Origin of the sequence: Ligilactobacillus ruminis DSM 20403 = NBRC 102161, assembly GCF_900113455.1 — a bacterium.
GTDB classification, from domain to species: Bacteria; Bacillota; Bacilli; order Lactobacillales; family Lactobacillaceae; genus Ligilactobacillus; species Ligilactobacillus ruminis.
In genome coordinates this window covers 16,722-42,454 of the sequence record NZ_FOPI01000013.1, presented here as the reverse complement: position 1 = coordinate 42,454, position 25,733 = coordinate 16,722, and the positions used below count along the sequence as shown (strand labels likewise).

The window sequence follows — 25,733 nt, the reverse complement described above, 5'->3', positions numbered from 1 at the left end:
TTACGAAAAAACGTAATTTAAAGGCCTCATCCAATAAAAATAAGGATTCTGAAACGGTTGTGAGTTTCAGAATCCCTATTTGATTAAGCCAAGAATTCTTCCAGCTCCATGCTTGCTTGTTCCCAGTTTTCTTCTGCTTCAGCGAGTTTTTTGGAAATTTCCTGCAGCTTTGCCTGAAGTTCGCCCATTTTTTCCAAGTCATTATAGTTTTCAGGTGAGGACATCTGATTTTCCAAGTCATTTTTTTGAGCGTCAAGTTTTTCGACGAGTTGTTCAAATTCTTCAACGCTGCGTTTTAGTTTGCGTTCTTGTTTTTGACGTTCCTTTCCTTGCTGATAATTGACTTTTCCGGTTGAGACTTCTTTTGAAGAATTTTCAATCGGGGTTTCGGCTGTTGATTTGGCAGCGGCAATTTCTTCTTGTTCTGCCTTTTTTTCGAGATAATAGTCATAGTCACCGAGATAAAGCGTCGAACCTTGCGGAGCAATTTCGAGGACACAAGTGGCTACCTTGTTGATAAAATAGCGGTCATGTGAAACGAACAAAACGGTTCCGTTAAAGTCCATAACGGCATTTTCAAGGACTTCTTTGCTGTCGATGTCAAGGTGGTTGGTCGGTTCGTCAAGAATCAAGAAATTATCATGCTTCATGGCGAGTTTGGTTAAAAGCAGACGTGCCTTTTCGCCGCCCGACAGGTTGTGAACAACTTTGGAAACATCATCACCGATAAAAAGAAAACTTCCAAGTATCGAACGAATATCTTTTTCCGGCGTTGTCGGATGATCATCCCAAAGCTCGTTTAAAACGGTTTTTTTGTCATGCAGGTTATGCTGTTCCTGATCGTAGTATCCGACTTTGACGTTCGTGCCAAATTCAGAGCTGCCTTTGACAAACGGAATTTGACCTAAGACGCTTTTTAAAAGCGTTGATTTTCCGATTCCGTTTGGACCAACGATGGCCATGACCTGATTTTTTCTCAGATCGATATTGATTGGCGAAGAAATGATATGACCGTCATATCCGATTGCGGCATCTTTGACGGTTAAAACGATGTTTCCGCTTTGAGAATCGGCCGTGAATTTGAAATGTGGTCCTTTTTCATCTCCTTCAGGACGCTCGAGACGTTCCATTTTTTCAAGCTGCTTTCTGCGACTTTGTGCACGTTTGGTGGTTGAGGCACGAACCAGGTTTTTGTTTACAAAATCTTCCAGTTTGGAAATTTCGGCCTGCTGCTTTTCATAATTTTTCCAATCCTGGCGAAGTCGTTCGGCCTTTTGATCGATATATGCCGAATAATTTCCTTTGTAGTAGCTGCTGTGATGATGACTGATCTCATAGACTTCGTTGACGATTCGATCAAGAAAATAGCGGTCGTGCGAAACAATGAGCAGCGCACCTTTATAGTTTTGGACGTATCCTTCAAGCCAGGTTAAAGTGTCGATATCAAGATGGTTCGTAGGTTCGTCCAAAATAAGAAGATCACGTTGTTCCAAAAGCAGTTTTGCCAAGGCAAGTCGCGTTTTTTGACCACCGGAAAGCGATGATATTTTGCGATCATAGTCCTCCTGTTCAAAGTGAAAACCATGAAGCACTGAACGAACCTCTGCTTCGTAGCCGTATCCGTTTTGTTCTTTAAAGTCATGAAGCAGCTGATCATATTGGTTCAAAAGCTGAGAATATTCGGAAGATGAATGATCTGCACCTGGATCTGCAATTTTTGCTTCCATTTCGTGCAGATTTTTTTCCATGATTTGAAGTCTTTCGAAAACGCTGAGCATTTCAGCATAAATCGTTTTATCTGATTCAAGTCCGGTGTTTTGGGCGAGATAGCCGATTGTCAAGCCTTTTTTCTTGGTTATCTGGCCCGCATCGGGCGACTCGTTTCCGATAATCATCTTGAGCAGCGTCGATTTTCCGACACCGTTTCGACCGACGAGCGCAATTCGCGAGTTGTCTGAAACATCTAAGCTGACATTTTCAAACAAAGTATCTGCCCCAAAATAGCGGGCAACTTGTTGAACTTGTAAGAGTATCATTTGGTTCACCTTTTCATTGATTGTGGAAAATATTCACAAGCATTTTATGTAAGCGTTTAGAAGAGCTTTATATCAATCACGCTTTGTATCAAAGTTTGTGAATTAAGTAACTTTTTTGTTTTAATGTTTGAATTTGTATGCTAAAATTTATAAGTAAGCATGACAGACAGGGGGACTATCCTATGACATCGCAAAATATTCCCAAGGCTACGGCCAAACGTTTGCCGATTTATTATCGCTACCTGAATATGTTGTCAGATGCCGGCAAAAAACGCGTCAGTTCAAATGAACTGGCTGATGCGGTCAAAGTTGACTCTGCGACTATCCGCCGGGACTTTTCTTATTTTGGAGCACTTGGAAAACGTGGCTATGGCTATGATGTCGAGAATCTTTTGGAATTTTTCAAAAAGACGCTCAACCAGGATAAGCTGACAAACGTTGCTTTGATCGGCGTCGGCAATCTTGGTCATGCGTTGCTCAACTTCAATTTTCATAAAAGCAACAACGTCAGAATCAATGCTGCATTTGACATCAACGAAGAAATTACCGGAACGATTCAAAGCGGCGTTCCCATTTATCCGATGGAGGATATGAAGGAACAGCTCAAGATTCAGCAGATCGAAATCGTGATTTTAACGGTTCCTGCCAATGTTGCTCAAGGAGTTACGAACGATTTGATTGAAGTAGGAGTCAAGGGAATTTTGAACTTTACGCCGCTCAGGATATCAGTGCCTGAGTCCGTGCTGGTCCAAAACGTCGATCTTACGAATGAGCTCCAAACTTTGATTTACTTCCTTGATTTGGAGAAACAATTTTAAGAACTCAGTCGGAAAGTTTTTCTTTCCGGCTTTTTTTATAGATTGATGAGTATGACCGTCAGATTCATCAGCATATGCACGATCATGCTGGTTCTGATTTTGCCGCTTTCTTCATAGACATAGCATAAAATGAGTCCGATTGCCGCATAGACGATAAAGTGTCCGTCGCTGTGACCTATTGAAAATACAGTGCTTGAGATCAGCGAGCAGATTAATTTGGGGAGCACGCTTGAAAAATTGCCGAAGAAAAATTTTCTGAAAACAAGTTCCTCGGTAATTGGAGCCGCAATGACCGGACACAGGAAATAGTACGGATATTGGTGAATAATCTCAATGAACATGTTGGTATTTTCTGATCCGGACGGCTGATGCAAAACGTTGACCTCAAAGGTAGTGAGCAGTATTTGTGAAGCGAGCGTTGCGATAAGACCAAGACCGATCAAAATTGCTTCATGCGTAGCTTGAGTGCATTTCTCAGTCGAATCGACGGGGTTTTTAAACGAAAACCTTCTATTAAGAAAAATCATCGCTAAAGCGCCAAGCAGCCAAATGAGCGTGCAAATCAGGTAAGCAGGCCCGTTGCGAAAATAATGAGGAATCATGAGTTGGCAAATCATGATGAAAAGATAGGCGCTTGTTAATGCAAGGCCGTTGGCTGAATTTTGTTTATTCAAATAAGAGCCTTCTTTCTTTTCGATTTTGAGCTTTTACCATTATAGCACATAAGAGCTTGAAGTGGCCTTTACCAAACCTTAACAACTTTTTTGATTTGTTGAAAAGCGCGGTCTGATGCGGTTTTAAAACATGTTTTTAGCACTCTTTGCATGAGAGTGATAAAAAATGCTTGCAATTAATTCCGAAAGTGGTTATAGTAAGAATTGTAATTAGTTAGCACTTAAATGTTGAGAGTGCTAAAAAAGACTTTGGAGGGATATAACGTGCTTAAACCATTAGGAGATCGTGTCATTTTAGAGGTTCAAAAAGAAGAGGAACAAACCGTTGGCGGAATCGTTCTTGCAAGCAATGCAAAAGAAAAGCCGCAAACGGGCAAAGTATTGGCCGTTGGTACAGGACGTGTCCTTGATAACGGTGAAAAAGTCGTTCCTTCTGTCAAGGAAGGAGATACGGTCGTGTTTGACAAGTATGCCGGAACAGAAGTGAGCTATGAAGGCGAAAAGTATTTGGTAGTTCACGAAAACGACATCGTTGCAGTTGTTGAATAACGACGGTTTTGTTCATAATTCAAGAATTTTTATGAGGTGAAATTAATAATGGCAAAGGAAATCAAGTTTTCAGAAGATGCTCGTTCAAAGATGCTTGCAGGTGTTGACAAGCTTGCAGATACTGTCAAATCGACAATCGGTCCCAAGGGGCGCAATGTTGTCCTGGAACAATCATACGGTGCCCCGACGATTACGAATGACGGCGTAACGATTGCCAAAGCAATTGAATTGGAAGACCATTTTGAAAACATGGGAGCAAAGCTTGTTGCGGAAGTTGCTTCGAAGACGAACGATATCGCAGGCGACGGAACGACAACGGCAACTGTTTTGACTCAGGCAATCGTAAATGAAGGCATGAAAAACGTTACTGCAGGTGCAAACCCTGTCGGCATTCGTCGCGGGATTGAACTTGCAACGAAAGCTGCCGTTGACGCATTGAGGAAAATGTCTCACAAGGTTGAATCAAAGAGTGACATTGCTCAAATCGCAGCCATCTCTTCTGCAAATGAAGAAACAGGCAAACTTATTGCTGACGCAATGGAAAAGGTCGGCAATGACGGCGTAATTACGATTGAAGAATCAAAGGGTATTGATACTTCGCTTGACGTTGTTGAAGGGATGCAGTTTGATCGCGGTTATTTGTCACAGTACATGGTAACCGACAATGACAAGATGGAAGCAGACCTTGACAATCCGTACATTTTGGTAACGGACAAGAAGATTTCAAACATTCAGGAAATTTTGCCATTGCTTCAATCAATCGTTGAACAAGGTCGTCCATTGCTGATCATCGCTGACGATGTTGACGGTGAAGCATTGCCAACGCTTGTTTTGAACAAGATTCGCGGCACGTTTAACGTTGTTGCGGTCAAAGCTCCTGGATTTGGCGATCGTCGCAAGGCAATGCTGCAGGATATTGCTATTTTGACGGGCGCAACGGTGATTACTGACGATCTTGGCTTGCAGCTCAAGGATGCAACGATCAATCAGCTTGGTACCGCAGGTCGCGTTACGGTTACAAAGGAGAACACGACTATTGTTGAAGGTTCAGGCGACAAGGCACAAATCAAGGAACGCGTTGATCAGCTTAGAAAGCAAATTGCTGAAACGACTTCCGACTTCGATCGCGAAAAGCTGCAGGAACGTTTGGCAAAACTTGCCGGTGGCGTTGCCGTCATCAAGGTCGGTGCCGCAACCGAAACTGAATTGAAGGAACGCAAGTATCGCATTGAAGATGCTTTGAATGCTACGCGCGCAGCCGTTGAAGAAGGCTTCGTTCCTGGCGGCGGCACGGCATTGGTAAACGTCATCGGTGCTGTTGCAGATTTGAAGGAAAGCGGCGACGTTCAAACGGGTATCAATATCGTTAAGCGCGCTTTGGAAGAACCTGTTCGTCAAATTGCCGAAAATGCAGGTTTGGAAGGCTCCGTAATCGTTGAAAAACTTAAGGAACAGGAACCAGGAATTGGTTATAATGCCGCAACCGATGAATGGGTTGACATGGTTAAGGAAGGCATCGTCGATCCAACCAAGGTAACTCGTTCCGCACTGCAAAATGCAGCTTCCGTATCAGCTTTGCTGTTGACGACTGAAGCAGTCGTTGCTGACAAGCCGGAACCAAAGGAAACTGCTCCGCAAATGCCACAAGGCGGCATGATGTAAAAAGTCATAAATTTGGCGATAATCCCGAGGATCGAGTCGAGCGGTTCTCGGGATTATTTGTTTACGCTTGCAAGCTTCTTGAATTAATTTGTAAAAGGCTATATAATAAATCGTATTTACAACACTTGAATCGATGCATGGGTTGGGTGTGCATTAATTTGACTAATGGTGTAAAATGTATGAATACAGCGTAATTAATACATTGATAATTTGCAACTTACGGATTTGAGGTATTTCGGGAGTTGTTTTTTACAAAGGAGAAAAATCGCTATGTATCGTTATTTAAAAAGGCTGTTAATTGGGGAACCATTGAAAACAGCTGATGAGGGCGGTCAGTCCTTGACCAAGTTCAAAGCCTTGGCTTTATTATCGTCTGATGCTTTATCTTCAGTTGCATATGGTACTGAACAGATTACGACTGCCTTATTGGTACTGTCTGCTGCAGCTACCTGGTATGCCTTGCCGGCGGCCGGAATCGTGCTCGTCTTGCTTTTTGCAATCACGATTTCATACCGCCAGATCATCAATGCTTATCCTTCTGGTGGCGGCGCATACGTTGTTGCGACAAAAAATTGGGGGACCAGTGCGGGTCTTGTTGCCGGTGGTTCTCTTTTGGTCGATTATATGCTGACGGTCGCTGTTTCCGTTACGTCCGGGACTGAAGCAATTACGTCCGCAGTTCCCGCACTCAGCAATCAAAGCATTGCAATTTCAGTCATTATCGTTTTGTTCATTATGACGCTTAATCTGCGCGGGATGCGTGAATCTGCTTCGTTTTTGACGGTTCCGGTCTACTTCTTCGTCGTGATGATTGTCGCAATGATCGGTTGGGGACTGTTCAACATTGCAACGGGCAAAATTGAATATTCTGCCTGTGCTCATATTGGTCAAGCGGTTCCCGGCATGACGATGATTTTGTTTTTAAAAGCTTTTTCGGCCGGTTCATCTTCCCTGACGGGCGTTGAAGCCATCAGCAATGCCGTGCCGAACTTTAAAGAGCCGAAGCGCAAGAATGCTGCCAATACGTTGGCAATTATGGCCGTCATTTTGGGTATTTTCTTTGGCGGCATTACGTTTTTGAGTTATTATCTTGGAATTTTGCCGAACGGCAAGCAAACGGTGCTTTCTCAAATCGGGATTGCCGTGTTTGGTCATGGCGTGTTCTTTTACCTCTTGCAGCTTTCGACCGCAATGATTTTGGCCGTTGCTGCAAATACTGGTTTTTCGGCATTTCCGATTTTGGCATATAATCTTGCAAAAGATAAATTCATGCCTCATATGTTTATGGACAAAGGCGATCGCTTAGGCTACTCAAACGGGATTATTTCGCTTGCTGTCGGTGCGATTGTCCTGATCTTTATTTTTCATGGACAGACAAACTTGTTGATTCCGCTTTATGCAGTGGGCGTGTTCGTGCCGTTTACCTTGTCGCAGTCGGGAATGATTATTCACTGGTATCGCGAACGAGGCAGGCATTGGATCTTGAATTCGTTTTTCAACTTGTTGGGTGCTCTGATTTCCCTGGCGCTTGTCGTCTTCTTGTTCTTCCTTCATTTCAGCAACGTTTGGCCGTATCTTGTAATCATGCCTTTGCTTTTGTTTGCATTCTACAAGATTCATGCTCACTATGTTGCGGTTGCGGCGCAGCTGCGTTTGAGCGAAGAACAGCAATTGCATAACTACAGCGGTTCGACCGTGATCGTTCTTGTCAGCTCGGTAACGCACGTCACTACGGGAGCCATCAACTATGCGCGTTCAATCAGTGAAAACGTCATTGCGATGCACGTTTCGTTTGATGCCAATCCTAAAAAGGAGCATGAGACGGTAAATGAATTCAAGATGGCGTTTCCTGACGTGCGATTTGTTGATTTGCACTCGTCTTATCGTTCAGTCGTAGCTCCGGTTATCAGATTCTGTGACGTTATCGCTAAAGATTCGGTCAATCGAAATTACTCCGTGACCGTGCTCGTGCCGCAATTTGTTCCTAAAAAACCATGGCAGAATATTTTGCACAACCAAACGAGTTTCAGATTGCGTCAAGCACTTGGTTCCAGGGAAAATATCATTGTGTCAACGTACAGCTATCATTTGAAAAAGTAGTTCTAAAACGTTTTTCAGATCATAAAAACGTCCTTAAAAGAGAATGGCAAACACTATGCCTCAAATTGAAAATCCGGACGATTTGCAATCAATGCAAATCTAACCCGGGTTTTTTTCGTGTGCACGACAATTATCATGCTGGAATAAGTAAAAAGTCTGTTTTCATTTTCATGTATCAAAACGTCCAAAAGGAGGCATTGTATGTAACCGAGGACTGCTTTTTACGGGCAGATTTCAAAAATCGGTATTTTGCTAGTAAGCCATTCTTGACGAATTGATTGAGCAGGCGATGCACGGTGCTGCATTTGATAAAAATTCTGTTTTCATATATCAAAATTGAAAAAATACCGGACAAAGGCCGTCTTTGTTCGGTATTTAGTTTAATTAAAGCGTGAACCGAGACTTTTTTCGCGTCAGTTTTGCGGATGTTATCATCATTTTCATGATTTGGGACCTCGTCTTTTATTTGTTTTACTCTTATGGTAAAATGTATTCTGTACTTGTGGGTTTTCATGCTTGCAGATTTGTTGTGCGCAATCGGCCGTGTTTGCGCACAGTGAACTAACAGAAAGAGGACGGCATATGTATAAGATACTTGCATCAATGGCTGCGACGTTTTTGCTGTCGCTTGCCTTGACTCCTTTGATTCGAGGACTTGCGCTAAAAATCGGCGCAGTGGACAACCCGAATGCAAGACGCGTTAACAAAGTGCCAATGCCGACAATGGGCGGATTGGCGATTTTTATCGCATTTAATATCGCAAACTTCGCATTGCTCAGAAATCAATATCCAAGCGATCAGATTTGGCCATTGTTTGCTGCAGAAGTTTTGATTATCTTGACTGGAATTATTGATGATATTTATGAATTGAAACCGAGACAAAAAATGTTCGGAATCCTGCTTGCGTCTCTGGTCGTGTATTTTGCAGCAGGAATCAGGATGACAACGTTGACGATACCGTTTGTGGGAACCGTTCAGCTTGGTTGGCTGAGCTTGCCGATCACGCTTCTTTGGGTTGCTGCCATCACGAATGCCGTGAACCTGATTGATGGACTCGATGGTTTGGCTTGCGGCGTGGCGATAATTGCATTGACTACCAGTGCCGTGACGGGATATTTCTTTTTAAACGTGACGAATACTTTTGTTTCGATCATGATGTTTACGATGGTAGCCGCACTCGCTGGATTTTTGCCATATAATTTTCACCCGGCGAAAATTTACCTCGGTGATACGGGTTCACTGTTCATCGGATTCATGATTTCGGTTTTTTCCCTTTATGGTTTGAAAAATGCAACGTTCATCACGATTATTATTCCTGTAATCATTTTGGGCGTTCCGATTACCGATACGGTGTACGCCATTTTGCGGCGCAAGCTGAACAATCGCCCAATTTCACAAGCCGACAAGCATCATCTGCATCATCGATTGATGCAGATGGGATTGAGTCATACGCAGACGGTTCTTGTTATTTATGGAATAGCGCTGATTTTCTCCTGCATTTCACTGCTTTATTCATTTTCAAATTTGTGGGGATCGTTGCTTTTGACGGTGGCGACTCTGTTTGGCCTTGAAATCTTCGTTGAAGTTATCGGGCTCGTAGGCGACACGAGGCAACCGTTGCTGAATTTTATAAGAAATTTGGTTTTGAAACTCTCCGGTTCTGAGTCAAAGAAAAACAAGTAGAGTCTGGGAAAAAAGTCCCGTTTCTCTCTTGAATTAAAAGAAAAGCCGAACGAAGGCGGTCGGGATGCGACTGACTTTGTCCAGCTTTTTTTATTTCTAATGAATAAAAACTACTTTTCTCAAGAAGCAGTACTGCTTAGCCAATTCAGCCAAGATCTCAGTCAAATTTACCGTCCGCGCTATTTTCGACGATTTACATCATGGAAGGCGATCGTCCTGCATCCGAAAAGCGGATCAGATTTGCAATTGATTTCAAATCATCCGGTTTTTCAATTTGAGACGGAGTTTTTTCCCGGCTCTTTTTGCGCATATAAAGCTAATATCAAAAAAGAGCTGAGATTTCCCGGCTCTTTTTTGATTGCGATTTCACTAAATATCGTCATAAAACTTTTACTACTAATGAGTTATCAAACGAAATGAAGGAGATCCTATGGCAAGTAGCCGAGAATAACGAAATTGTAATCGAAAAAATGGAAGTTATGCCTGACCATGTTCATGTCTTAATCATCTTTCCGCCTAGCGAGGTACCGCCTAGCGCCATCAAAGCGTTCAAAGACAGAAACGCCTTTATTTTCTTGCGTCGATACCCAAAAATTCGGCGGTCCCAGTCCTGGGGCGGCATTTATGATTGCCTGGTTACTACATTAGCACGTCAGTTAATATGAGTAAAGAATCAGTCGAGAAATATATAAACGATCAAAAATACAATGAGATGAAAAAAAGCTCCTTACAGAGCTTGACAGGGCCTATCCATCCCATGACTAAAGTCACGGGATTTCCAGCTGGACATAATTTAAAATATCTGTTCCTGTTTCAAACAGGCAATTTCCGGCAAGCAGATCCATGATTTTTTGTTTGCAATCACTAATCTTGTCAGAATCGACACAGATGACGGCTTGAATCTTGTCGGTGTAAATCGTGTCAAGCAAGGCAATTTTTTCGTTTGTCAAGAAATTTTGCAGTTTGCCCCAAAGCGGATATTCGATTGTTATGGTGACTTTTGTTTGAATGACTCGCTTGACGATGCCGACGGCTTCGATTGCTTGAGCACATGAACTGCTGTAGGCCCTGATCAAGCCTCCTGCTCCCAGCTTGATTCCGCCGAAGTAACGAATGACGATTGCCAAAACGTCATGAATCTTATTTGCTTTCAAAACTTCAAGGATGGGAACGCCCGCAGTTCCTTGCGGTTCTCCGTTGTCCGACTCGCGCTGAATCTGGTCTTGATCGCCAGTCATATAAGCGAAGCAGATGTGGGTCGCTTTTTTATGCAAAGAACGCTGCTTTGCAAGTATTTCTTGGGCTTGTTCCTCGTTTTTTATTCTAAAAATACAGCAGATGAACTGTGATTTTTTGATGGTTTGCTCAACTGAGCCGTCTTCTTTGATAGTCAGGTAGGGTTGATTCATTTTTTTGTCCTTTCAAAAGAATTTTGGATGATTTTTGCGTATTTATATATTAGGGGGATGAGTTTGATGATTAATGTTGAAATGTTTTATGGACGTCAAACAACGGCAATTTCTTGCAGGGAGGATGAAGAAGAACTCAATGAACTGCCTTCTTTGGAAAAGCGTCCCGCTGTCAAAATTGATAAAAAGTTTCTTTTCTGCCAACGTTGCGGCAAAAAAACCCCTTTAAAGGAAGTTTTGCTGCCAAACGGTGATTTCTATTGCCCCCATTGCATCATGCTCGGTAGAATGTCGACTTCTACTATATTATACAGCATCAAAGAGCCCAACGCCTTTCAAAAATATGGTTCGGATGTTTTGAGTTGGCACGGAAAGCTGTCGAATCAGCAAAAAACGGCATCCGATTCTTTGCTAAAAGCGGCATCTTTGCCTGGAGACCATCTGTTGTGGGCAGTTACCGGTGCCGGCAAGACAGAGATGACCTTTGCCACGTTACAGGATGCTTTGATCAAAGGCAAGCGTATCTGTTTTGCCGCACCGAGAATCGACGTGATCAATGAGCTTTTCCCAAGATTGAAAGCGGCTTTTGCAACGATTGACATCATCTGTCTTCATAGTCGTTCAAATGCAAAATATCGCTATACTCAGTTCGTACTGTGTACGACGCACCAGTTGATGCGTTTTTATCGGGCGTTTGATTTGATGATTATTGATGAAGTCGATTCTTTTCCGTTTCTTGGCAATGAATCGCTTGAATATGCTGCTAAAAATGCATTAAAAGCAGGCGGAACTCGACTTTTTTTGACGGCAACTCCTGATGAAAAACTGCAAAGAAGGATAAAAAAGAAGGAAATCGACGTGATTTACCTTCCGATTAGATTTCATCAAAATCCGCTTCCTGTCCCCAAAGTCGTTTGTTGCTTTCGGTTAAGGGAAAAGCTTTTTTCTGAAAGAATTCCTGGTGCGTTTAAAAAATCTTTGACGGAATTTGAAAATGAGGGATATCCTTTTTTGGTTTTCGTGCCGACAATCGATTTGTTGGAAAAGGTTCATGAAATCCTTCATGAAATTTTGTCTGAAAGTTGTTCGGGAACAACGGTTCATGCAGGGGATCCGGAAAGAATCGAGAAGGTTCAGGCCATGCGTGACGGCAAATATCGTTACTTGGTGACGACGACGATTTTGGAACGCGGAGTGACTTTTCCAAAGCTGAACGTTTTGGTTCTTTGTGCAGACGCATCGGAATTCAATCTGCCTGCGCTTGTTCAGATTGCTGGACGTGCCGGAAGAAGCAGTGAAAGGCCGGACGGACACGTGAGATTTTTTTGCGACAATTATACCAAGCGAATCAAAGGCTCGATTGAACAGATTAAAAGGATGAATCGAAAGGCAGGGCGATATTGTAAATGAATGAGTGCTTATTGTGCGGAAGAAGACTAAAACAGAACATGACTTTTGACTTTTTATTTTCGTTTAGACCGTTGGAGCAATCAGTTGTTTGCAAAGCTTGTCGCCAAAAATTCGAAAAAATTGATTTTAAGACCTCATGTCCCGGTTGCGGAAGGCAGATGTCCGAAAAAACAATCTGTGAAGATTGCAAAAGATGGGAAAAAGCAGGGTACGAGTTGCTTTTTAATCAAGCGCTTTACAAATATGACGAAAACATGAAAGCCTACGTTACAAGATACAAGTTTATGGGGGATTATCGATATCGATTGATTTTTGCAAATGAGTTTCAAGAAAAAGTTGCTGAATTTCAAAAACAGGGATATGCGATCGTCCCGATTCCGGTTGACAGGGAGACGTTTGAAAAAACGCGCGGGTTTAATCAGGTTCTTGGTTGGCTTGGAAAAATTGATTGTGAAAATTATCTTGTGATGCGCCAAAATAAAGGGCGCTTGAAGCAGTCGCACAAGGATCGTGCGATGAGAATGAAAACAAAACAACCTTTTGAATATGTTGGTCCAAATAATCTGAGCGACAAAAAGATCTTGTTGGTCGATGACATCTATACGACGGGACGAACGCTTTATCATGCGAAAACGCTTTTGGAAGATGCAGGCGCAAAATTTGTGACTTCTGTGACGTTGGCGAGATAAAATTGTGAAGGTTATTTATTTTTTTAAATATCTCAAGGCTTTTGATTGTTATTTAAAGCGTTTTCTATTATAATATAGGTGTAGATGAGATATGAGACATCATATCAAACCTTCTGAGCAAAGATGTTCAGAAGTGAAAGGAGAGGTTTACCATGTTAAAAATCAATGTTCGTGGTGAAAATATCGAAGTTACTGGTTCAATTCGCGAATACGTCGAAAAGAAGCTTAAAAAGCTTGAGAAGTATTTCGAAGATACGTCCAGTTCAATGGCTCACGTAAATCTAAAAGTTTATTCGGATAAGAATTGCAAAGTTGAAGTTACGATTCCTCTTCCGTATCTTGTTTTAAGAGCCGAAGAAACCTCACCTGATATGTATGCAAGTATTGACTTGGTAACCGATAAGCTTGAACGCCAGATCAGAAAGTACAAGACAAAGCTTAACCGTAAGTCGCGCGAAAAGGGTTTCAAGACATTTGAGTTCGTCCCGACGTCCGATCCTAAAGAAGCAGCTGCAGAAGACAAAAAATTCGAGATTGTTCGTACAAAGAGTGTTTCGTTGAAGCCGATGGACGCCGAGGAGGCAATCTTGCAAATGGACATGTTGGGTCATGATTTCTTCATCTACGAAGATGCTGAAACTTCAGGCATCGACATTGTTTATCGGCGTCGCGACGGACGTTATGGTCTGATTGAAGCAAGCGATGAAGAATAATTAAATTGAATTTTAAAGAACCCGGATTAGTTCTCCCGGGTTCTTTTTGTTGTGGCGACGATTTGAAAAAATGCAGATTAAAGCACAAAAGATGCTCAGGAGTTGATGAATCAAACATTCGGTCGGATGCCCCTGGGATAATTTAAGCTCGCCCTTTAATTTGTTTGAAAATAATGATAAAATGTAACTTGGTATACTGAATAATAGAAATAACCATCATAGAAGTTAAAAGCAGTTAGAAAGGATTTATGAAGTAAATGGCTAATATCCTTAAAAAGTGGGTCGAAAGCGACAATCGCGAACTTAAGCGATTGACTAAAATTGCTGATAAAGTAGAGGCCTATGCGCAAGACATGGCTGAGTTGTCAGATGATGATCTTAAGGCAAAAACCCCCGAATTCAAAAAACGTTACCAAGCGGGCGAAACGCTTGACGATCTCTTGCCAGAAGCGTTTGCAGTAGCACGCGAAGGGGCTAAGCGCGTTCTTGGACTTTATCCTTATCATGTCCAGATTATTGGCGGAATCGTCTTGCACGAAGGCAATATTGCCGAAATGAAGACGGGCGAAGGTAAAACTTTGACGGCTACGATGCCTGTTTATCTGAATGCTCTTGCAGGCGAAGGCGTTCATGTCGTTACGGTCAACGAATATCTTTCATCGCGTGATGCGACCGAGATGGGGGAACTTTACAATTGGCTCGGACTCAGCGTCGGCTTGAACATTACGAGCAAAACTCCTGAAGAAAAGCGCGAGGCATACAATTGCGACATCACTTATTCGACCAACAGCGAACTCGGTTTTGATTATCTTCGCGACAACATGGTCGTTTATCGTGAAGAGATGGTACAGCGTCCGCTCAATTTCTGCATCGTTGACGAAGTCGATTCCATCTTGATTGACGAAGCTCGGACTCCATTGATTATTTCGGGCCAGTCATCAGGAACGACGCTTCTTTATACGAGAACCGATCGTTTTGCCAAAACGTTGGAGAAGGATACGGATTTTAAGATCGATCTTGAATCAAAGACGGTTTCGTTGACTGAAAAAGGAATTCGCAAAGGCGAACAATATTTTGGCACGCAAAATCTGTTCGATCCTGACAATACGGCGTTGAATCACCACTTGGACAATGCGCTGAGAGCAAACTACATCATGATTCGAGACAAGGATTATGTTGTTCAAGACGGCGAGGTTTTGATCGTCGATCAGTTTACGGGCCGCATTATGGACGGCCGCCGTTATTCTGACGGTTTGCACCAGGCCATCGAAGCCAAGGAACACGTTGAAATCGAAGAAGAAACAAAGACGATGGCCAATATCACCTATCAGAACTTCTTCAGAATGTATAAGAAACTTTCCGGCATGACCGGGACGGCTAAGACTGAAGATGAAGAATTCCGTGAAATTTACAACATGGAAGTTATTTCGATTCCGACGAACAAGCCCGTAATTCGTGACGATCGTCCGGATATTTTGTATCCTAACCTTAAGAGCAAATTTAAGGCCGTGGTTGAAGATATTAAAGAACGTCATGCCAAAGGACAGCCGATTCTTGTCGGAACCGTTGCGGTCGAAACAAGCGAACTTCTTTCAGCGATGCTTGATCAGGCCGGGGTTCCGCATGCTGTTTTGAACGCAAAAAACCATGCCAAAGAAGCTGAAATCATCATGAATGCCGGACAGCGCGGTGCCGTTACGATTGCAACGAATATGGCCGGACGCGGTACCGATATCAAGCTTGGGCCGGGAGTCCGTGAACTTGGCGGCTTAGCCGTTATCGGGACCGAACGCCATGAGTCGCGTCGTATCGATAACCAGTTGCGCGGTCGTTCAGGACGCCAAGGAGATCCTGGCGTATCTCAATTCTATCTCTCGCTCGAAGATGATTTGATGCTTCGTTTCGGGACGGACAGAGTTAAGCGCTTCTTGGAAACAATGAATTTGGCTGATGAAGATGCCGTGATTCAATCCAAGATGATTACGAAACAAGTCGAGTCTGCTCAAAAGCGCGTTGAAGGCAATAACTACGATATGCGCAAGCAGGTTCTTCAATATGACGATGTCATGAGAGCTCAGCGTGAGGTCATCTATAAGCAGCGTCAGCAAGTCATTATGGAAGAGAAATCATTAAAGCCAGTCATCATGCCGATGATCGAGCGTACGGTTGAGCACGTGGTTCAGATGCATGCGGGCGGCGAACAAAGGGAATGGGATCTTCAAGGAATCGTTGATTTCGCCGTTTCGGCAATGGTTCCTGAAGACAGCATTTCCGTAAGCGATCTTGAAGGTAAGACCGTCGATGAAATGGTTTCGTATTTAATGGATCGTGCCGAAGCAAATTACAAGACGAAGGAAAAGCAGCTTTACGACGCAAGTCAAATGCTTGAATTTGAGAAGGTCGTTATTTTGCGTGTCGTTGACTCGCATTGGACCGATCATATTGACGAAATGGATCAGTTGCGCCAATCGATCGGACTTCGCGGCTATGGTCAGCTGAATCCTCTGGTCGAATACCAATCTGACGGGTTCAAGATGTTTGAACAAATGATCGGCGACATCGAATATGAAGTTACTCGTTTGTTCTTGAAAGCTGAAATTCGTCAAAACATCAAACGTTAACAAGTAAGAATCAAAAAGGCGGTTAACTAACGGATGGCATAAAGTGCTGATCATGCACTGGATTTGTCTCGGGGATGCTGCCTTTTTTATGGATAACCATTAGGAGGTCAATAATGGAATACAGTGATTATAAGAAAGAAATCGAGGCCATGAGTGCCAAGATTTCGGACTTTAGGGGGTCTCTTTGACTTAGACGGGTTGCAAGAGGCAATAGCCGACAACGAATCTAAGATGGCAGATCCTGATTTTTGGAACAATCAAGAAGAAGCCCAAAAAGTTATCAATGAAAACAACGAATTAAAGAACAAATATGACAATTTCAATCAGCTTGAAGAGGCAATTGAAGATTTGGAAGTTTTGCTTGAAATGGTTCAAGAAGAAGATGATGATGAACTCGTTTCGGAATTGTCAGAAAAGTTCGAGCTTGCCCAAAAGAAGATGCAGGAGTATCAGCTGTCACTGCTTTTGAACGGCAAGTACGACAAAGACAATGCTATTTTGGAACTTCATCCTGGAGCAGGCGGGACCGAATCTCAAGATTGGGGATCGATGCTGCTCAGAATGTATACTCGTTGGGCAGAACAGCACGGGTTCAGTGTTGAAACGGATGATTATCAAGCTGGGGATGAGGCCGGAATCAAGTCGGTTACACTGACTATTTCCGGGCACAATGCTTATGGATATTTGAGAAGCGAAAAAGGCGTGCACCGCCTGGTTCGTATCTCTCCTTTTGATTCGGCCGGCAGACGTCACACGTCATTTTGTTCAGTGAACGTAATGCCGGAACTGGATGATGACGTTGAGGTTGATTTGCGTCCTGAAGACATTAAGATGGAAGTTTTCCGTTCCTCAGGCGCCGGTGGTCAGCATATTAACAAAACTTCATCAGCTGTTCGTTTGATTCACATTCCGACCGGAATCGTCGTTTCGAGTCAGGCACAACGTTCGCAATTCCAAAACCGTGCAACTGCTGAAAAGATGCTGCGTTCAAAACTTTATCAAATGGAATTGGAAGAACAGGAGAAAAAGCGTGCCGCCATTCAGGGCGAACAATTGGACATCGGATGGGGTTCACAAATCAGATCATACGTGTTCCATCCGTATTCAATGGTCAAGGATCATCGAACAAATTATGAAACAGGCAATATCTCAAGCGTAATGGACGGTGATCTTGACGGTTTCATCAACGCATATCTTCAATGGAATCTTAAAAAGGAAAATCCGCGTTGATCAAGATAAGCAAATGATACCTAAATGTAACAACTGTGAAAAAAACGTTACCTTATAAATGATATAATGTAAAGTGTTGTTAATGAATTAGGAAGGGAGAAGTTCCTTTGATTGAATATAAGAACGTTGTCAAAGAATATCCGAACGGTGTTTTAGCAACTGATCATATCTCGCTTAAAATCGAACAGGGCGAATTCGTTTATGTCGTTGGGCCAAGCGGTGCCGGCAAATCGACTTTTATCAAGATGATGTATCATCAAGAAGTTCCGACTTCAGGTGAGATTAAAGTCAACGAATATGAACTTGAAAAAATGAAAAACAGCGAAGTGCCTTACTTGCGACGCGAACTTGGAATTGTTTTTCAAGATTTCAAGCTGTTGCCGCGGTTGACCGTTTTTGAAAACATTGCCTATGCTCTCCAAGTTATTGAAAAGAAACCGGAAGAAGTGCAAAAACGAGTCGTTCGTGTACTTGATCTTGTCGGTCTTTCTCATAAGGCAGACAGTTTTCCGAATGAATTGTCCGGTGGCGAACAGCAACGTATCGCGATTGCGCGCGCAATTGCAAACAAGCCAAGCATTTTGATTGCGGACGAACCGACCGGGAACCTTGATCCGGAAACGGCGGAAGGAATCATGGAAATCATGGAACGCATTAATAATGACGGCACGACCGTTGTTATGGCAACTCACAACAGCTATATCGTCAACGAATATAAGCATCGTGTCATTGAGATTGCCGATGGCCGCATTATTCGCGATCAAGAAGGAGGAGAATACGAAGATGAAATCAGTAACGATTAAGCGACATCTGCGCGAGAGTTTTAAGAGTCTCAAGCGCAACGGTTGGATGTCGGTTGCTGCCGTCAGTGCCGTAACGGTTACGCTTCTTTTGGTCGGCGTATTGCTGTCAATTTTGTTAAACGTCAACAAGGTTGCGACTGATATTGAAAATGACGTTCAAGTTCGAGTTATTATTGATCGCGGTACGAATAAGAAGCAAGAAGCTGCTTTGAAGAAAAAGCTTGAAAAAATCGACGGCGTTAAAAAGATTGAATTTTCGAGCAAGAAAAAAGAATTGGATAATGTCGTTGGTGTTTACGGCAAAGAGTTCAATTTATTCAAAGGCGACGACAATCCTCTTTCTGACGTCTATGTCGTAAGCGCGACAACGCCGAAAAAAACGATCACCGTTGCACAAAAAGCCAAGAAGCTGAGACACGTATCCGATGCGAAGTATGGCGGAGCATCAGCCAAAAAGCTTTTCAGCGTTGTTGCAAGCATTCAGCGTTGGGGCATTACGATCAGTCTTTTGCTGTTGTTTGTGGCAGTCTTCCTGATTTCGAATACGATCAGAATTACGATTTTATCGCGTAAAAATGAAATTGCGATTATGCGCTTGGTTGGTGCCACCAACGGTTATATCCGTTGGCCGTTCATTTTGGAAGGCGCATGGACCGGGCTTTTAGGGGCGATTCTGCCGATTTTGATCGTTGATGGCCTGTATTTTTGGATGTATGGCGTAATTACGGCGTCATTGTCCGGAACAAGCTACTCTCTTTTGACTCCTGGAACGTTTCTTTGGGAAATCGACGTTCTTTTGGCTACAATCGGAATTATTATCGGTGCGCTCGGTTCCGGTCTTTCGATGAGCCGTTTCTTGAAAATCTAGACAGAATGCAGGTGCTGTATTTTGATGCGAAAAAGACTTTCTCATTTTTGGGAAAGTCTTTTTTGGCTTTAAAACAAGTTTTTGTGTCCGATATTTAAAAGCGAATGAAAAAAAGGAGGATCCAAGCATGCGAATTAATACGAACGTTGATGCGATGCGAGCATATTCGAACTATGCGACCTGGAACGCTTCCAAAAGCAAGTCGCTTTTAAGAATTTCGTCTGGAAAAAGAATCAATTCATTTGCGGATGATCCAGCCGGGGCATGTATCGCAGTGAAGATGGGAGCTCAAGTCAGCGGACTAAAGATTGCCAAAAGAAATGCGCAAGACGGAATTTCACTGATTCAGACGGCAGAAGGTGCTTTAAACGAAACGCACAGTATTTTGGGAAGAATGCGCGATTTGGCAGTTCAAGCCGCTAACGGGACGTTGACTTATGAAGATCGTGCCGCAATTGATAAAGAATTTTAGGCTTTGCGCCAGGAAATCGATCGAATCGGCAACAGCAGCCAATTCAATACGATTAATTTGCTTGACGGATCAAGGAATAAGATTACTTTGCAAGTTGGTGCAAATGCCGGACAAACGATGGATGTCGAACTCAGCGACATGCGTTTTGATGCAATTTTCAAAACAACGAACGGCAAGCTCAGCGTAACCGATGCTAATGGTCAAACAGTCGATGTCGAAATGGGCCTTTGTGGCAGCCAGGAGACCATTAAAAAATATAACGATGCAAAAGATGCATATAATGCGGCAGCCAACAGTTTGGCTTTGGCCAAGGCAAAAGGACAAAATACTTCTGCTTTGGAACAAGAAGTTGCCGCAAAGAAAGCTGCCTTTGAAAAGGTGGGGCAAGATCTTAATCGTGAAGGACAAAATTATGCGACGATCGTCATGAATCAAGTCGACAAAGCAATCAGCACCGTTTCGCTTCAGCGTGCCGGACTTGGCGCAACGCAAAATGCGCTGCAGCATACGATTAATTATCTTGAAAACAGCGCAATTAATCTCTCTGATGCTCAGTCAAGAATTGAAGATTGCGATATTGCTGAAGAAATGATGAATTTCACCAAGGCAAATCTGATGTCTCAAGTGGCAGCAGCGATGCTTGCGCAGGCAAATTCAGAGCCGAACACGGTGCTTACGCTGCTTAACAGTTTGCCGAAAGCAAATGCGTTTTGACGGATTTGAATAGTTAGGGAAAAGATATGCCTCAATTAAAAAACCGGATGATTTGCAACTGATTGCAAATCATCCGGCTTTTTAATATGTGTTACAATTGCCTTATGGTGGAAATAGCCTAAAGCGACACGTGTCGGTAAATTTGACTGAGAGCTTGCATGCTTCTTGAGAAGGTGATGCACGGCACTGTATTTGGTAAAATATCATGCCGCTTATTTTCGCCCTTTCTTTTTTCTCTAATTTTTTCCTTTGCGTTGTTAATTTGTTATAATTAGGTTAAACGCCAAAAGAGGGGATAAATGTATGAGTTTGTTGGAAAGCTTTCTGAAATACTTTATTCAGCCATTGCTGTTGGCAGCCGTCATTGCAGTGCTGATACGGTACTTTTCAAGAGTCAAATATGAAAGAAAAACATTCAGGATAGCGATTGATCGCGATTTTTACGAAGGACGTCATTTCTTGAAAAATGCCTTGAGCTTTTTTTTCATCGCTGCAATCGTTACGGTGCTTTCAGGCGTTTCGATTCCTGAAAAAACGATTCTTATGTATCAGGCTTTGGGAATCATCGCGCTGCTTTTTGGTCAGGCCGTCGATTTGAGTCTTACGGCGGTTTTGGCAACAGGATTAATAACGCTTTTGTGTTGTCAATTTGATGTTCGGTCCTTTCTTTTGCCGGATTCGCTGAATCAGCATTTCGGATTTGCGATTCTTGTTTTGGCAGCTTTATGTGCCGGCTTCCAGGTTGCTCTTGCCAAAGAAAAAGAAACAGAATGGTTTACGCCTAAAGTCAAAAACGGCAAACGCGGTCGCAAAATCGTCGGCTATTATTTCAGAGAAATGACGATTGTTCCCTTGATTTTGCTGCTCCCGCTCAGAGATGGAACGCAGTCGGCATTTTTTTGGCCGCTTTCAGGAATCAGCGACGTACATTTTACGTTATTTTTGATGCCGCTTTTGGTTGCGACAAACGTGAAAACGTTCAAGCGGAGCTTTTCTTCGAGTCTCGGATATTACAGGCGACATAAATCGTTGCAATGCGGAATGGGACTGCTTTTTTCGATAATTGCCGCATTCGTTCCAAAATCAAGTTTGGTTTTATTGCTTGTAATGTTTTTAACCGAGCTTATTTTTATTGTCAAGCAGTCGTCATTTGATGGAAAAGGTCAATTCTGGTACGTTGAAACAAGTGACGGAGCAAGGGTTGTTGCGGTTAAGAGCGGAACTCCCGCTGCTAAGATGAAACTGGTTCCCGGTGACGTGATTTTGGAATGCAACAAAGTTAAGATTGCCAATGCGGACGAATTGTATCAGGCATTACAAAAAAATTCAGCGTACTGTCACCTGTTGGTCAAAACGATGGACGGGGAGCTTAAAATTTGCGAAAGTGCGCTTTATGCAGACGCACCGCATGAAATAGGGATTATTTTATTTGATTAGAGGTGTTTTTTTTTGAAAAAAATTTTGGTCGTTGACGATGAAAAGGCGATCGTGACTCTGTTAGAATATAATTTGAAGAAGGCAGGCTATAGCGTCGACACCGTTTCTGAAGGCGTCAGCGCTTATAATATGGCCGTGACCGGGAAATATGATTTTATTTTGCTCGATCTGATGCTTCCCGGAATGGACGGAATTGAAATAACGAGACGTTTGCGTCAGGAACGAATCGAAACACCGATTATCATTTTAACTGCTCGTGATCAAGAGTATGATAAGATCATCGGACTTGAACTTGGAGCGGATGACTATTTGACGAAACCTTTTTCTCCAAGAGAAGTTATCGCAAGAATCAAAGCAATCAGTCGCCGGATAACGTCATCATCAGATGAGGGTGGTGCAAGTCAGCCGGCCAAGGTCGAAAAGGAATTTTATGAATATGCCGGATTTACCGTTGATTTGGCCAAAGTTTCAGTGACAAGAAACGGAGAACGCGTAAAGCTTACGCCAAAAGAATTTGAATTACTGGCCTATTTTGTCAAGCGTCCGGGAAGAGTCCTCAGTCGCGAAAAGCTTCTGAACGGTGTCTGGGGTTACGACTACGTTGGCCAGACGCGCATGGTCGACATGCATGTCAGCCATCTTAGAGAAAAGCTCGAAGACGATCCGAAGCACCCTGTTTATATTCAGACCGCTAGAGGATTCGGTTATCGTTTTAACGGTGATGCTAAATGAAAGCAACTAAGATTTTTGGCTATAATGCGTTGATATGTCTTTTTGCAGGAATATTCAACGAAATTTTCATTAAATTTTTTTTAGACGGAGATTTAACGACAAAAGAAAAAATTTTCGGAGCATTGGCCTGGTGTTTTTTGCTTGAATGCGCATTTCAAATCGTGCAGCGCTTCAAACGCATAAAAACGTTGAACATGTTGACGCAAAAGCTGATTGAAATTACGAATCAAAAACCTTCAAGCCATATTTTATTGGAACGGGGGAATGATTATGTCGAGCTTGCTCGTGCAATCAATGCGGTTCAAAGCAGTTCCAAACGGTTTTTAAAGCTGTTCAGGCAACAAACGAGAGACTACTTGTCATTGATGGAATCAATGACTTCAGGAGTGGTCGTTTTTGATCGCAACAAGGAAATTACTCTTTACAATCATCTTTTGGAAGAGATTTTGGTTCTCCCTCCAAAGCCCAAGGGCAGACCTTTTTATGTCGTGTTTCATGATGCAAAACTTGTCAGCATGGCTCAAAAGGCTTATGAAACAAAAGAAGATCAGCATATGATCTGGGAAGATCAAACAGAAGGCGGAATCAAGTATTATGACGTCCATGCAATCTATGTTCCTTTGTCGCGACATCATTATTCGGTGATGTGCCTGTTTAACGACATCACGAGCGAGCGTCGCATTGCTCAGATGCAGCGAGATTTCGTGGCAAACGTCGGGCATGAATTAAAAACGCCGGTTACTGCAATCAGGGGGTTTAGCGAAACGTTGCTTGAAGGCGCATTGGACGATAAGGAAACGGCCTCTGAATTTGTCAAAATCATTCTTGAACAAAGCAAACAGCTTACGGATTTGATCAATGACATCTTGTCTTTGTCAAAAATTGATGCGTCAAAGGGAGATACTTTCGTCAAAATCAAACTCAGGAAATTTATCGAGCGAATCGTGCAACAGTTTGAGCCGGCGATTGGCGAGAAAAAAATCAGTTTTATCGATAAAATAGCGCCTGATGTCGAAATCGTCTGCGATGAAAAGAAACTGCAGCACATTATTTCCAATCTCATGCAAAATGCAGTACGCTATAATAAAGAAGGCGGTTCAATTGAAGTTTCTGCCGTGATTTTAGAAAATGAATGGTGCTTTTTGATTAAAGATACCGGTCAAGGCATCAAGCATGAAGATCTTGGAAGAATTTTTGAAAGATTTTATCGCGGCGACAAATCACGTTCGCAGGAAGGAACGGGTCTTGGTCTGTCAATCGTCAAAGAATACGTAGATTCTCTTTCGGGGACGATTGACGTGACGAGCGTGCCTAATGCTTGGACCGAGTTCATGGTAACGTTGCCGGAGTTCAGTGAAAACAAAGTAAACGAGGTAGAGAAGTGAAGAAAAAATTATATCGATCTAATCATGGCCTGATTTGCGGAGTATGCACAGGCTTTGCTGAATATTTCAACGTCAATCCGTGGATCGTCAGAGGAATTTTTCTGGCAATCGCAATGATTGCGGAATTTTTCCCGCCGATGGTTTACGTGGTTATTTTGGCATATCTGATTTTGGCGCTCGTGATGCCTAAGAAACCAGAACAGTATAATGACGTTTTTACGTTGTTAAAAGATCTGTTCAGCGGAGAAAACAGGTCAGGAAGTGACCAATCCAAGCGGTCGCAAGAACAGGGGAGAAAAATTGTGACTGATGCCAAAGAAAGAGACGTTAAGAAAAGAAAGGACGACAAATAATGGGGTTTTGGCAACGATGTCTGGTAAACGCATTGGTATTTTTAGCAACGGCAGGATTTTTTCCCGATGCTTTGCATGTCGCAAACGTGCCGACGGCTTTTTTAGCGGCAATCGTTTTAGGACTGCTTAATATGTCGGTCAAGCCGATTCTGCTTGTTTTATCTTTGCCGATTACGGTCGTGACGCTGGGGATTTTCTATTTGATCATCAACGGACTGATGTTGGAACTGACTTCTGTCGTGATGGGCGGCCTGTTCCAATTTTCAAGTTTTACGTCAGCGTTTATGATTGCAATCGTTTTGAGCATCGTAAATTTGATCATTACGGATCATTTATCATAAAAAGTCTGAAATGATGGTGATGAAAGCGCTTGAAAATGGTACAATTGACACAGATAATATAATTATAATTTGATAATGAAAATGACAGGGGTTGTTTTTGCATGGATAGCGTAACGGTAAAAGAACTTATTGATGCGGTAGGATTGACGGTTTATTCAGGAGATAAGCATCTTGAAGACAGAAAAATAGCAACTGACGATATTTCGCGACCAGGTTTGGAATTAACCGGATATTTTGATTATTATCCCCAAGAGCGCGTTCAGTTGTTCGGAATGACGGAAATCTCATATGCTCACAAGATGGATCCTGAAGAGCGTTTAGAAGTCATGGATAAGCTTTGCGGAGAAAATACGCCTTGTTTCGTCGTTTCGAGGTACTTGTCGATTCCTGTTGAAATGGAAAAAGCAGCTGAAAAGCACGGTATCCCGATTTTGCGCTCCAAGCTTCCGACGACGCGCCTTTCGGCCAAGATGACCGACTATTTAGGCGGGCGGCTGGCTGAAAGAAAGTCTTTGCACGGCGTGTTGGTCGATATTTACAGTTTGGGTGTTTTGATTACCGGTGATTCAGGCGTCGGTAAATCAGAAACGGCTTTGGATCTTATCAAGCGCGGACATCGCTTGATTGCGGACGATCGTGTCGAGGTCTATCAACAGGATGAGCAGACGCTTGTCGGAGAGGCACCGGAAATTTTAAGGCACATGCTTGAAATTCGCGGAGTTGGCATCATTGACGTGATGAATCTTTTCGGAGCAGGAGCCGTTCGTTCCAAGACCGACATCTCTTTGATTATTCATCTCGAAAATTGGGATAAGGATAAGAAATTCGATCGTCTTGGAAACGGTGAACAAAAGGTTCGCATTTTTGACGTTGAGATTCCAAAGATTACGATTCCGGTGAAAGTCGGGCGCAACCTTGCAATCATCATTGAGGCTGCCGCAATGAATTTCAGAGCCAAGACAATGGGATATGACGCAACAAAAGCGTTTGAAGACAATTTGAATGCCTTGATTCAGAAAAATTCGGTCAACTAG

At 42.9% G+C, this 25,733-nt stretch carries 21 protein-coding genes and 2 pseudogenes; 20 read left to right on the top strand and 3 right to left on the bottom strand.

Annotation, left to right across the window (positions count from 1 at the left end; translation table 11 throughout):
- Positions 1–83: 83 nt before the first annotated feature.
- Positions 84–2,036 (bottom strand): ABC transporter ATP-binding protein, encoded by a 1,953-nt coding sequence (locus BMZ95_RS05015; RefSeq protein ID WP_046922915.1) that lies wholly within the window; start codon positions 2,034–2,036, stop codon positions 84–86.
- 182 nt (positions 2,037–2,218) lie between these two features.
- On the opposite strand from BMZ95_RS05015, the gene BMZ95_RS05010 reads away from it, so the two are divergent.
- On the top strand, positions 2,219–2,854 hold the full coding sequence (locus BMZ95_RS05010) for a redox-sensing transcriptional repressor Rex (protein WP_046922914.1): 636 nt from the start codon (positions 2,219–2,221) through the stop codon (positions 2,852–2,854).
- 35 nt (positions 2,855–2,889) lie between these two features.
- On the opposite strand, the gene BMZ95_RS05005 is transcribed toward BMZ95_RS05010, so the two are convergent.
- The gene (locus BMZ95_RS05005) at positions 2,890–3,528 is read right to left on the bottom strand and encodes a CPBP family intramembrane glutamic endopeptidase (RefSeq protein WP_046922913.1); all 639 of its coding nucleotides are present in this window, start codon (positions 3,526–3,528) and stop codon (positions 2,890–2,892) included.
- A gap of 264 nt (positions 3,529–3,792) precedes the next feature.
- Here BMZ95_RS05005 and groES point away from each other — a divergent pair, with 264 nt between their 5' ends.
- The 5 genes and pseudogenes from groES to tnpA form a co-directional block, all read left to right on the top strand.
- On the top strand, positions 3,793–4,077 hold the full coding sequence (gene groES, locus BMZ95_RS05000) for a co-chaperone GroES (RefSeq protein ID WP_014073138.1): 285 nt from the start codon (positions 3,793–3,795) through the stop codon (positions 4,075–4,077).
- Positions 4,078–4,125: 48 nt separating this feature from the next.
- Entirely contained in the window at positions 4,126–5,739 is a 1,614-nt protein-coding gene (gene groL, locus BMZ95_RS04995) for a chaperonin GroEL (RefSeq protein ID WP_014073139.1), read from the top strand.
- 270 nt (positions 5,740–6,009) lie between these two features.
- The gene (locus tag BMZ95_RS04990; protein WP_046922912.1) at positions 6,010–7,839 is read left to right on the top strand and encodes an APC family permease; all 1,830 of its coding nucleotides are present in this window, start codon (positions 6,010–6,012) and stop codon (positions 7,837–7,839) included.
- 582 nt (positions 7,840–8,421) lie between these two features.
- Positions 8,422–9,522 carry a glycosyltransferase family 4 protein gene (locus tag BMZ95_RS04980; protein ID WP_014073141.1) on the top strand — a complete coding sequence of 367 codons (1,101 nt, stop codon included), beginning with the start codon at positions 8,422–8,424 and terminating at the stop codon, positions 9,520–9,522.
- 368 nt (positions 9,523–9,890) lie between these two features.
- Positions 9,891–10,243: pseudogene (gene tnpA / locus BMZ95_RS04970) on the top strand (IS200/IS605 family transposase); the annotation flags it as partial.
- Between the two features lie 46 nt (positions 10,244–10,289).
- Here tnpA and BMZ95_RS04965 read toward each other — a convergent pair.
- On the bottom strand, positions 10,290–10,931 hold the full coding sequence (locus tag BMZ95_RS04965; RefSeq protein ID WP_014073142.1) for a YigZ family protein: 642 nt from the start codon (positions 10,929–10,931) through the stop codon (positions 10,290–10,292).
- 66 nt (positions 10,932–10,997) lie between these two features.
- Here BMZ95_RS04965 and BMZ95_RS04960 point away from each other — a divergent pair, with 66 nt between their 5' ends.
- The 14 genes and pseudogenes from BMZ95_RS04960 to hprK all read left to right on the top strand — a co-directional run bounded on the left by BMZ95_RS04960 (position 10,998) and on the right by hprK (position 25,733).
- A complete protein-coding gene (locus BMZ95_RS04960) occupies positions 10,998–12,341 on the top strand; it encodes an ATP-dependent helicase ComFA (protein WP_046922910.1) in 1,344 nt (447 codons plus the stop codon).
- Positions 12,342–12,499: 158 nt separating this feature from the next.
- Positions 12,500–13,030: a ComF family protein gene (locus BMZ95_RS04955; protein WP_225354881.1), complete on the top strand. Its 531-nt coding sequence runs from the start codon at positions 12,500–12,502 to the stop codon at positions 13,028–13,030.
- Positions 13,031–13,182: 152 nt separating this feature from the next.
- A complete protein-coding gene (hpf, locus tag BMZ95_RS04950) occupies positions 13,183–13,743 on the top strand; it encodes a ribosome hibernation-promoting factor, HPF/YfiA family (RefSeq protein ID WP_014073144.1) in 561 nt (186 codons plus the stop codon).
- Positions 13,744–14,000: 257 nt separating this feature from the next.
- Positions 14,001–16,364, top strand: coding sequence for a preprotein translocase subunit SecA (gene secA / locus BMZ95_RS04945; RefSeq protein WP_046922909.1), 2,364 nt, complete (start codon positions 14,001–14,003; stop codon positions 16,362–16,364).
- 113 nt (positions 16,365–16,477) lie between these two features.
- Positions 16,478–17,594 (top strand): peptide chain release factor 2 gene (gene prfB, locus BMZ95_RS04940; RefSeq protein ID WP_180376259.1). Its coding sequence is split into 2 segments (ribosomal slippage): positions 16,478–16,549 and positions 16,551–17,594, totalling 1,116 coding nucleotides; the frame shifts between segments, so codons are not numbered across the junction.
- Positions 17,595–17,701: 107 nt separating this feature from the next.
- Entirely contained in the window at positions 17,702–18,397 is a 696-nt protein-coding gene (ftsE, locus tag BMZ95_RS04935; protein WP_014073147.1) for a cell division ATP-binding protein FtsE, read from the top strand.
- Positions 18,378–19,265, top strand: coding sequence for a permease-like cell division protein FtsX (gene ftsX, locus BMZ95_RS04930; protein WP_014073148.1), 888 nt, complete (start codon positions 18,378–18,380; stop codon positions 19,263–19,265). The genes ftsE and ftsX overlap by 20 nt, the downstream gene beginning before the upstream one ends.
- Before the next feature lie 127 nt (positions 19,266–19,392).
- A pseudogene (locus BMZ95_RS04925) lies at positions 19,393–20,451 on the top strand (flagellin N-terminal helical domain-containing protein).
- A gap of 303 nt (positions 20,452–20,754) precedes the next feature.
- Complete coding sequence (locus BMZ95_RS04920) at positions 20,755–21,888, top strand: PDZ domain-containing protein (RefSeq protein ID WP_046922908.1); 1,134 nt, start codon at positions 20,755–20,757, stop codon at positions 21,886–21,888.
- A 12-nt stretch (positions 21,889–21,900) separates the two neighbouring features.
- Positions 21,901–22,620, top strand: coding sequence for a response regulator transcription factor (locus BMZ95_RS04915; protein WP_041819908.1), 720 nt, complete (start codon positions 21,901–21,903; stop codon positions 22,618–22,620).
- A complete protein-coding gene (locus BMZ95_RS04910) occupies positions 22,617–24,005 on the top strand; it encodes a PAS domain-containing sensor histidine kinase (RefSeq protein WP_046922907.1) in 1,389 nt (462 codons plus the stop codon). Before BMZ95_RS04915 ends, BMZ95_RS04910 begins: the two co-directional genes overlap by 4 nt.
- Complete coding sequence (locus BMZ95_RS04905) at positions 24,002–24,358, top strand: PspC domain-containing protein (protein ID WP_039122142.1); 357 nt, start codon at positions 24,002–24,004, stop codon at positions 24,356–24,358. The genes BMZ95_RS04910 and BMZ95_RS04905 overlap by 4 nt, the downstream gene beginning before the upstream one ends.
- The gene (locus BMZ95_RS04900) at positions 24,358–24,699 is read left to right on the top strand and encodes a phage holin family protein (protein WP_003692555.1); all 342 of its coding nucleotides are present in this window, start codon (positions 24,358–24,360) and stop codon (positions 24,697–24,699) included. Before BMZ95_RS04905 ends, BMZ95_RS04900 begins: the two co-directional genes overlap by 1 nt.
- A gap of 101 nt (positions 24,700–24,800) precedes the next feature.
- The gene (hprK, locus tag BMZ95_RS04895; RefSeq protein WP_039122141.1) at positions 24,801–25,733 is read left to right on the top strand and encodes an HPr(Ser) kinase/phosphatase; all 933 of its coding nucleotides are present in this window, start codon (positions 24,801–24,803) and stop codon (positions 25,731–25,733) included.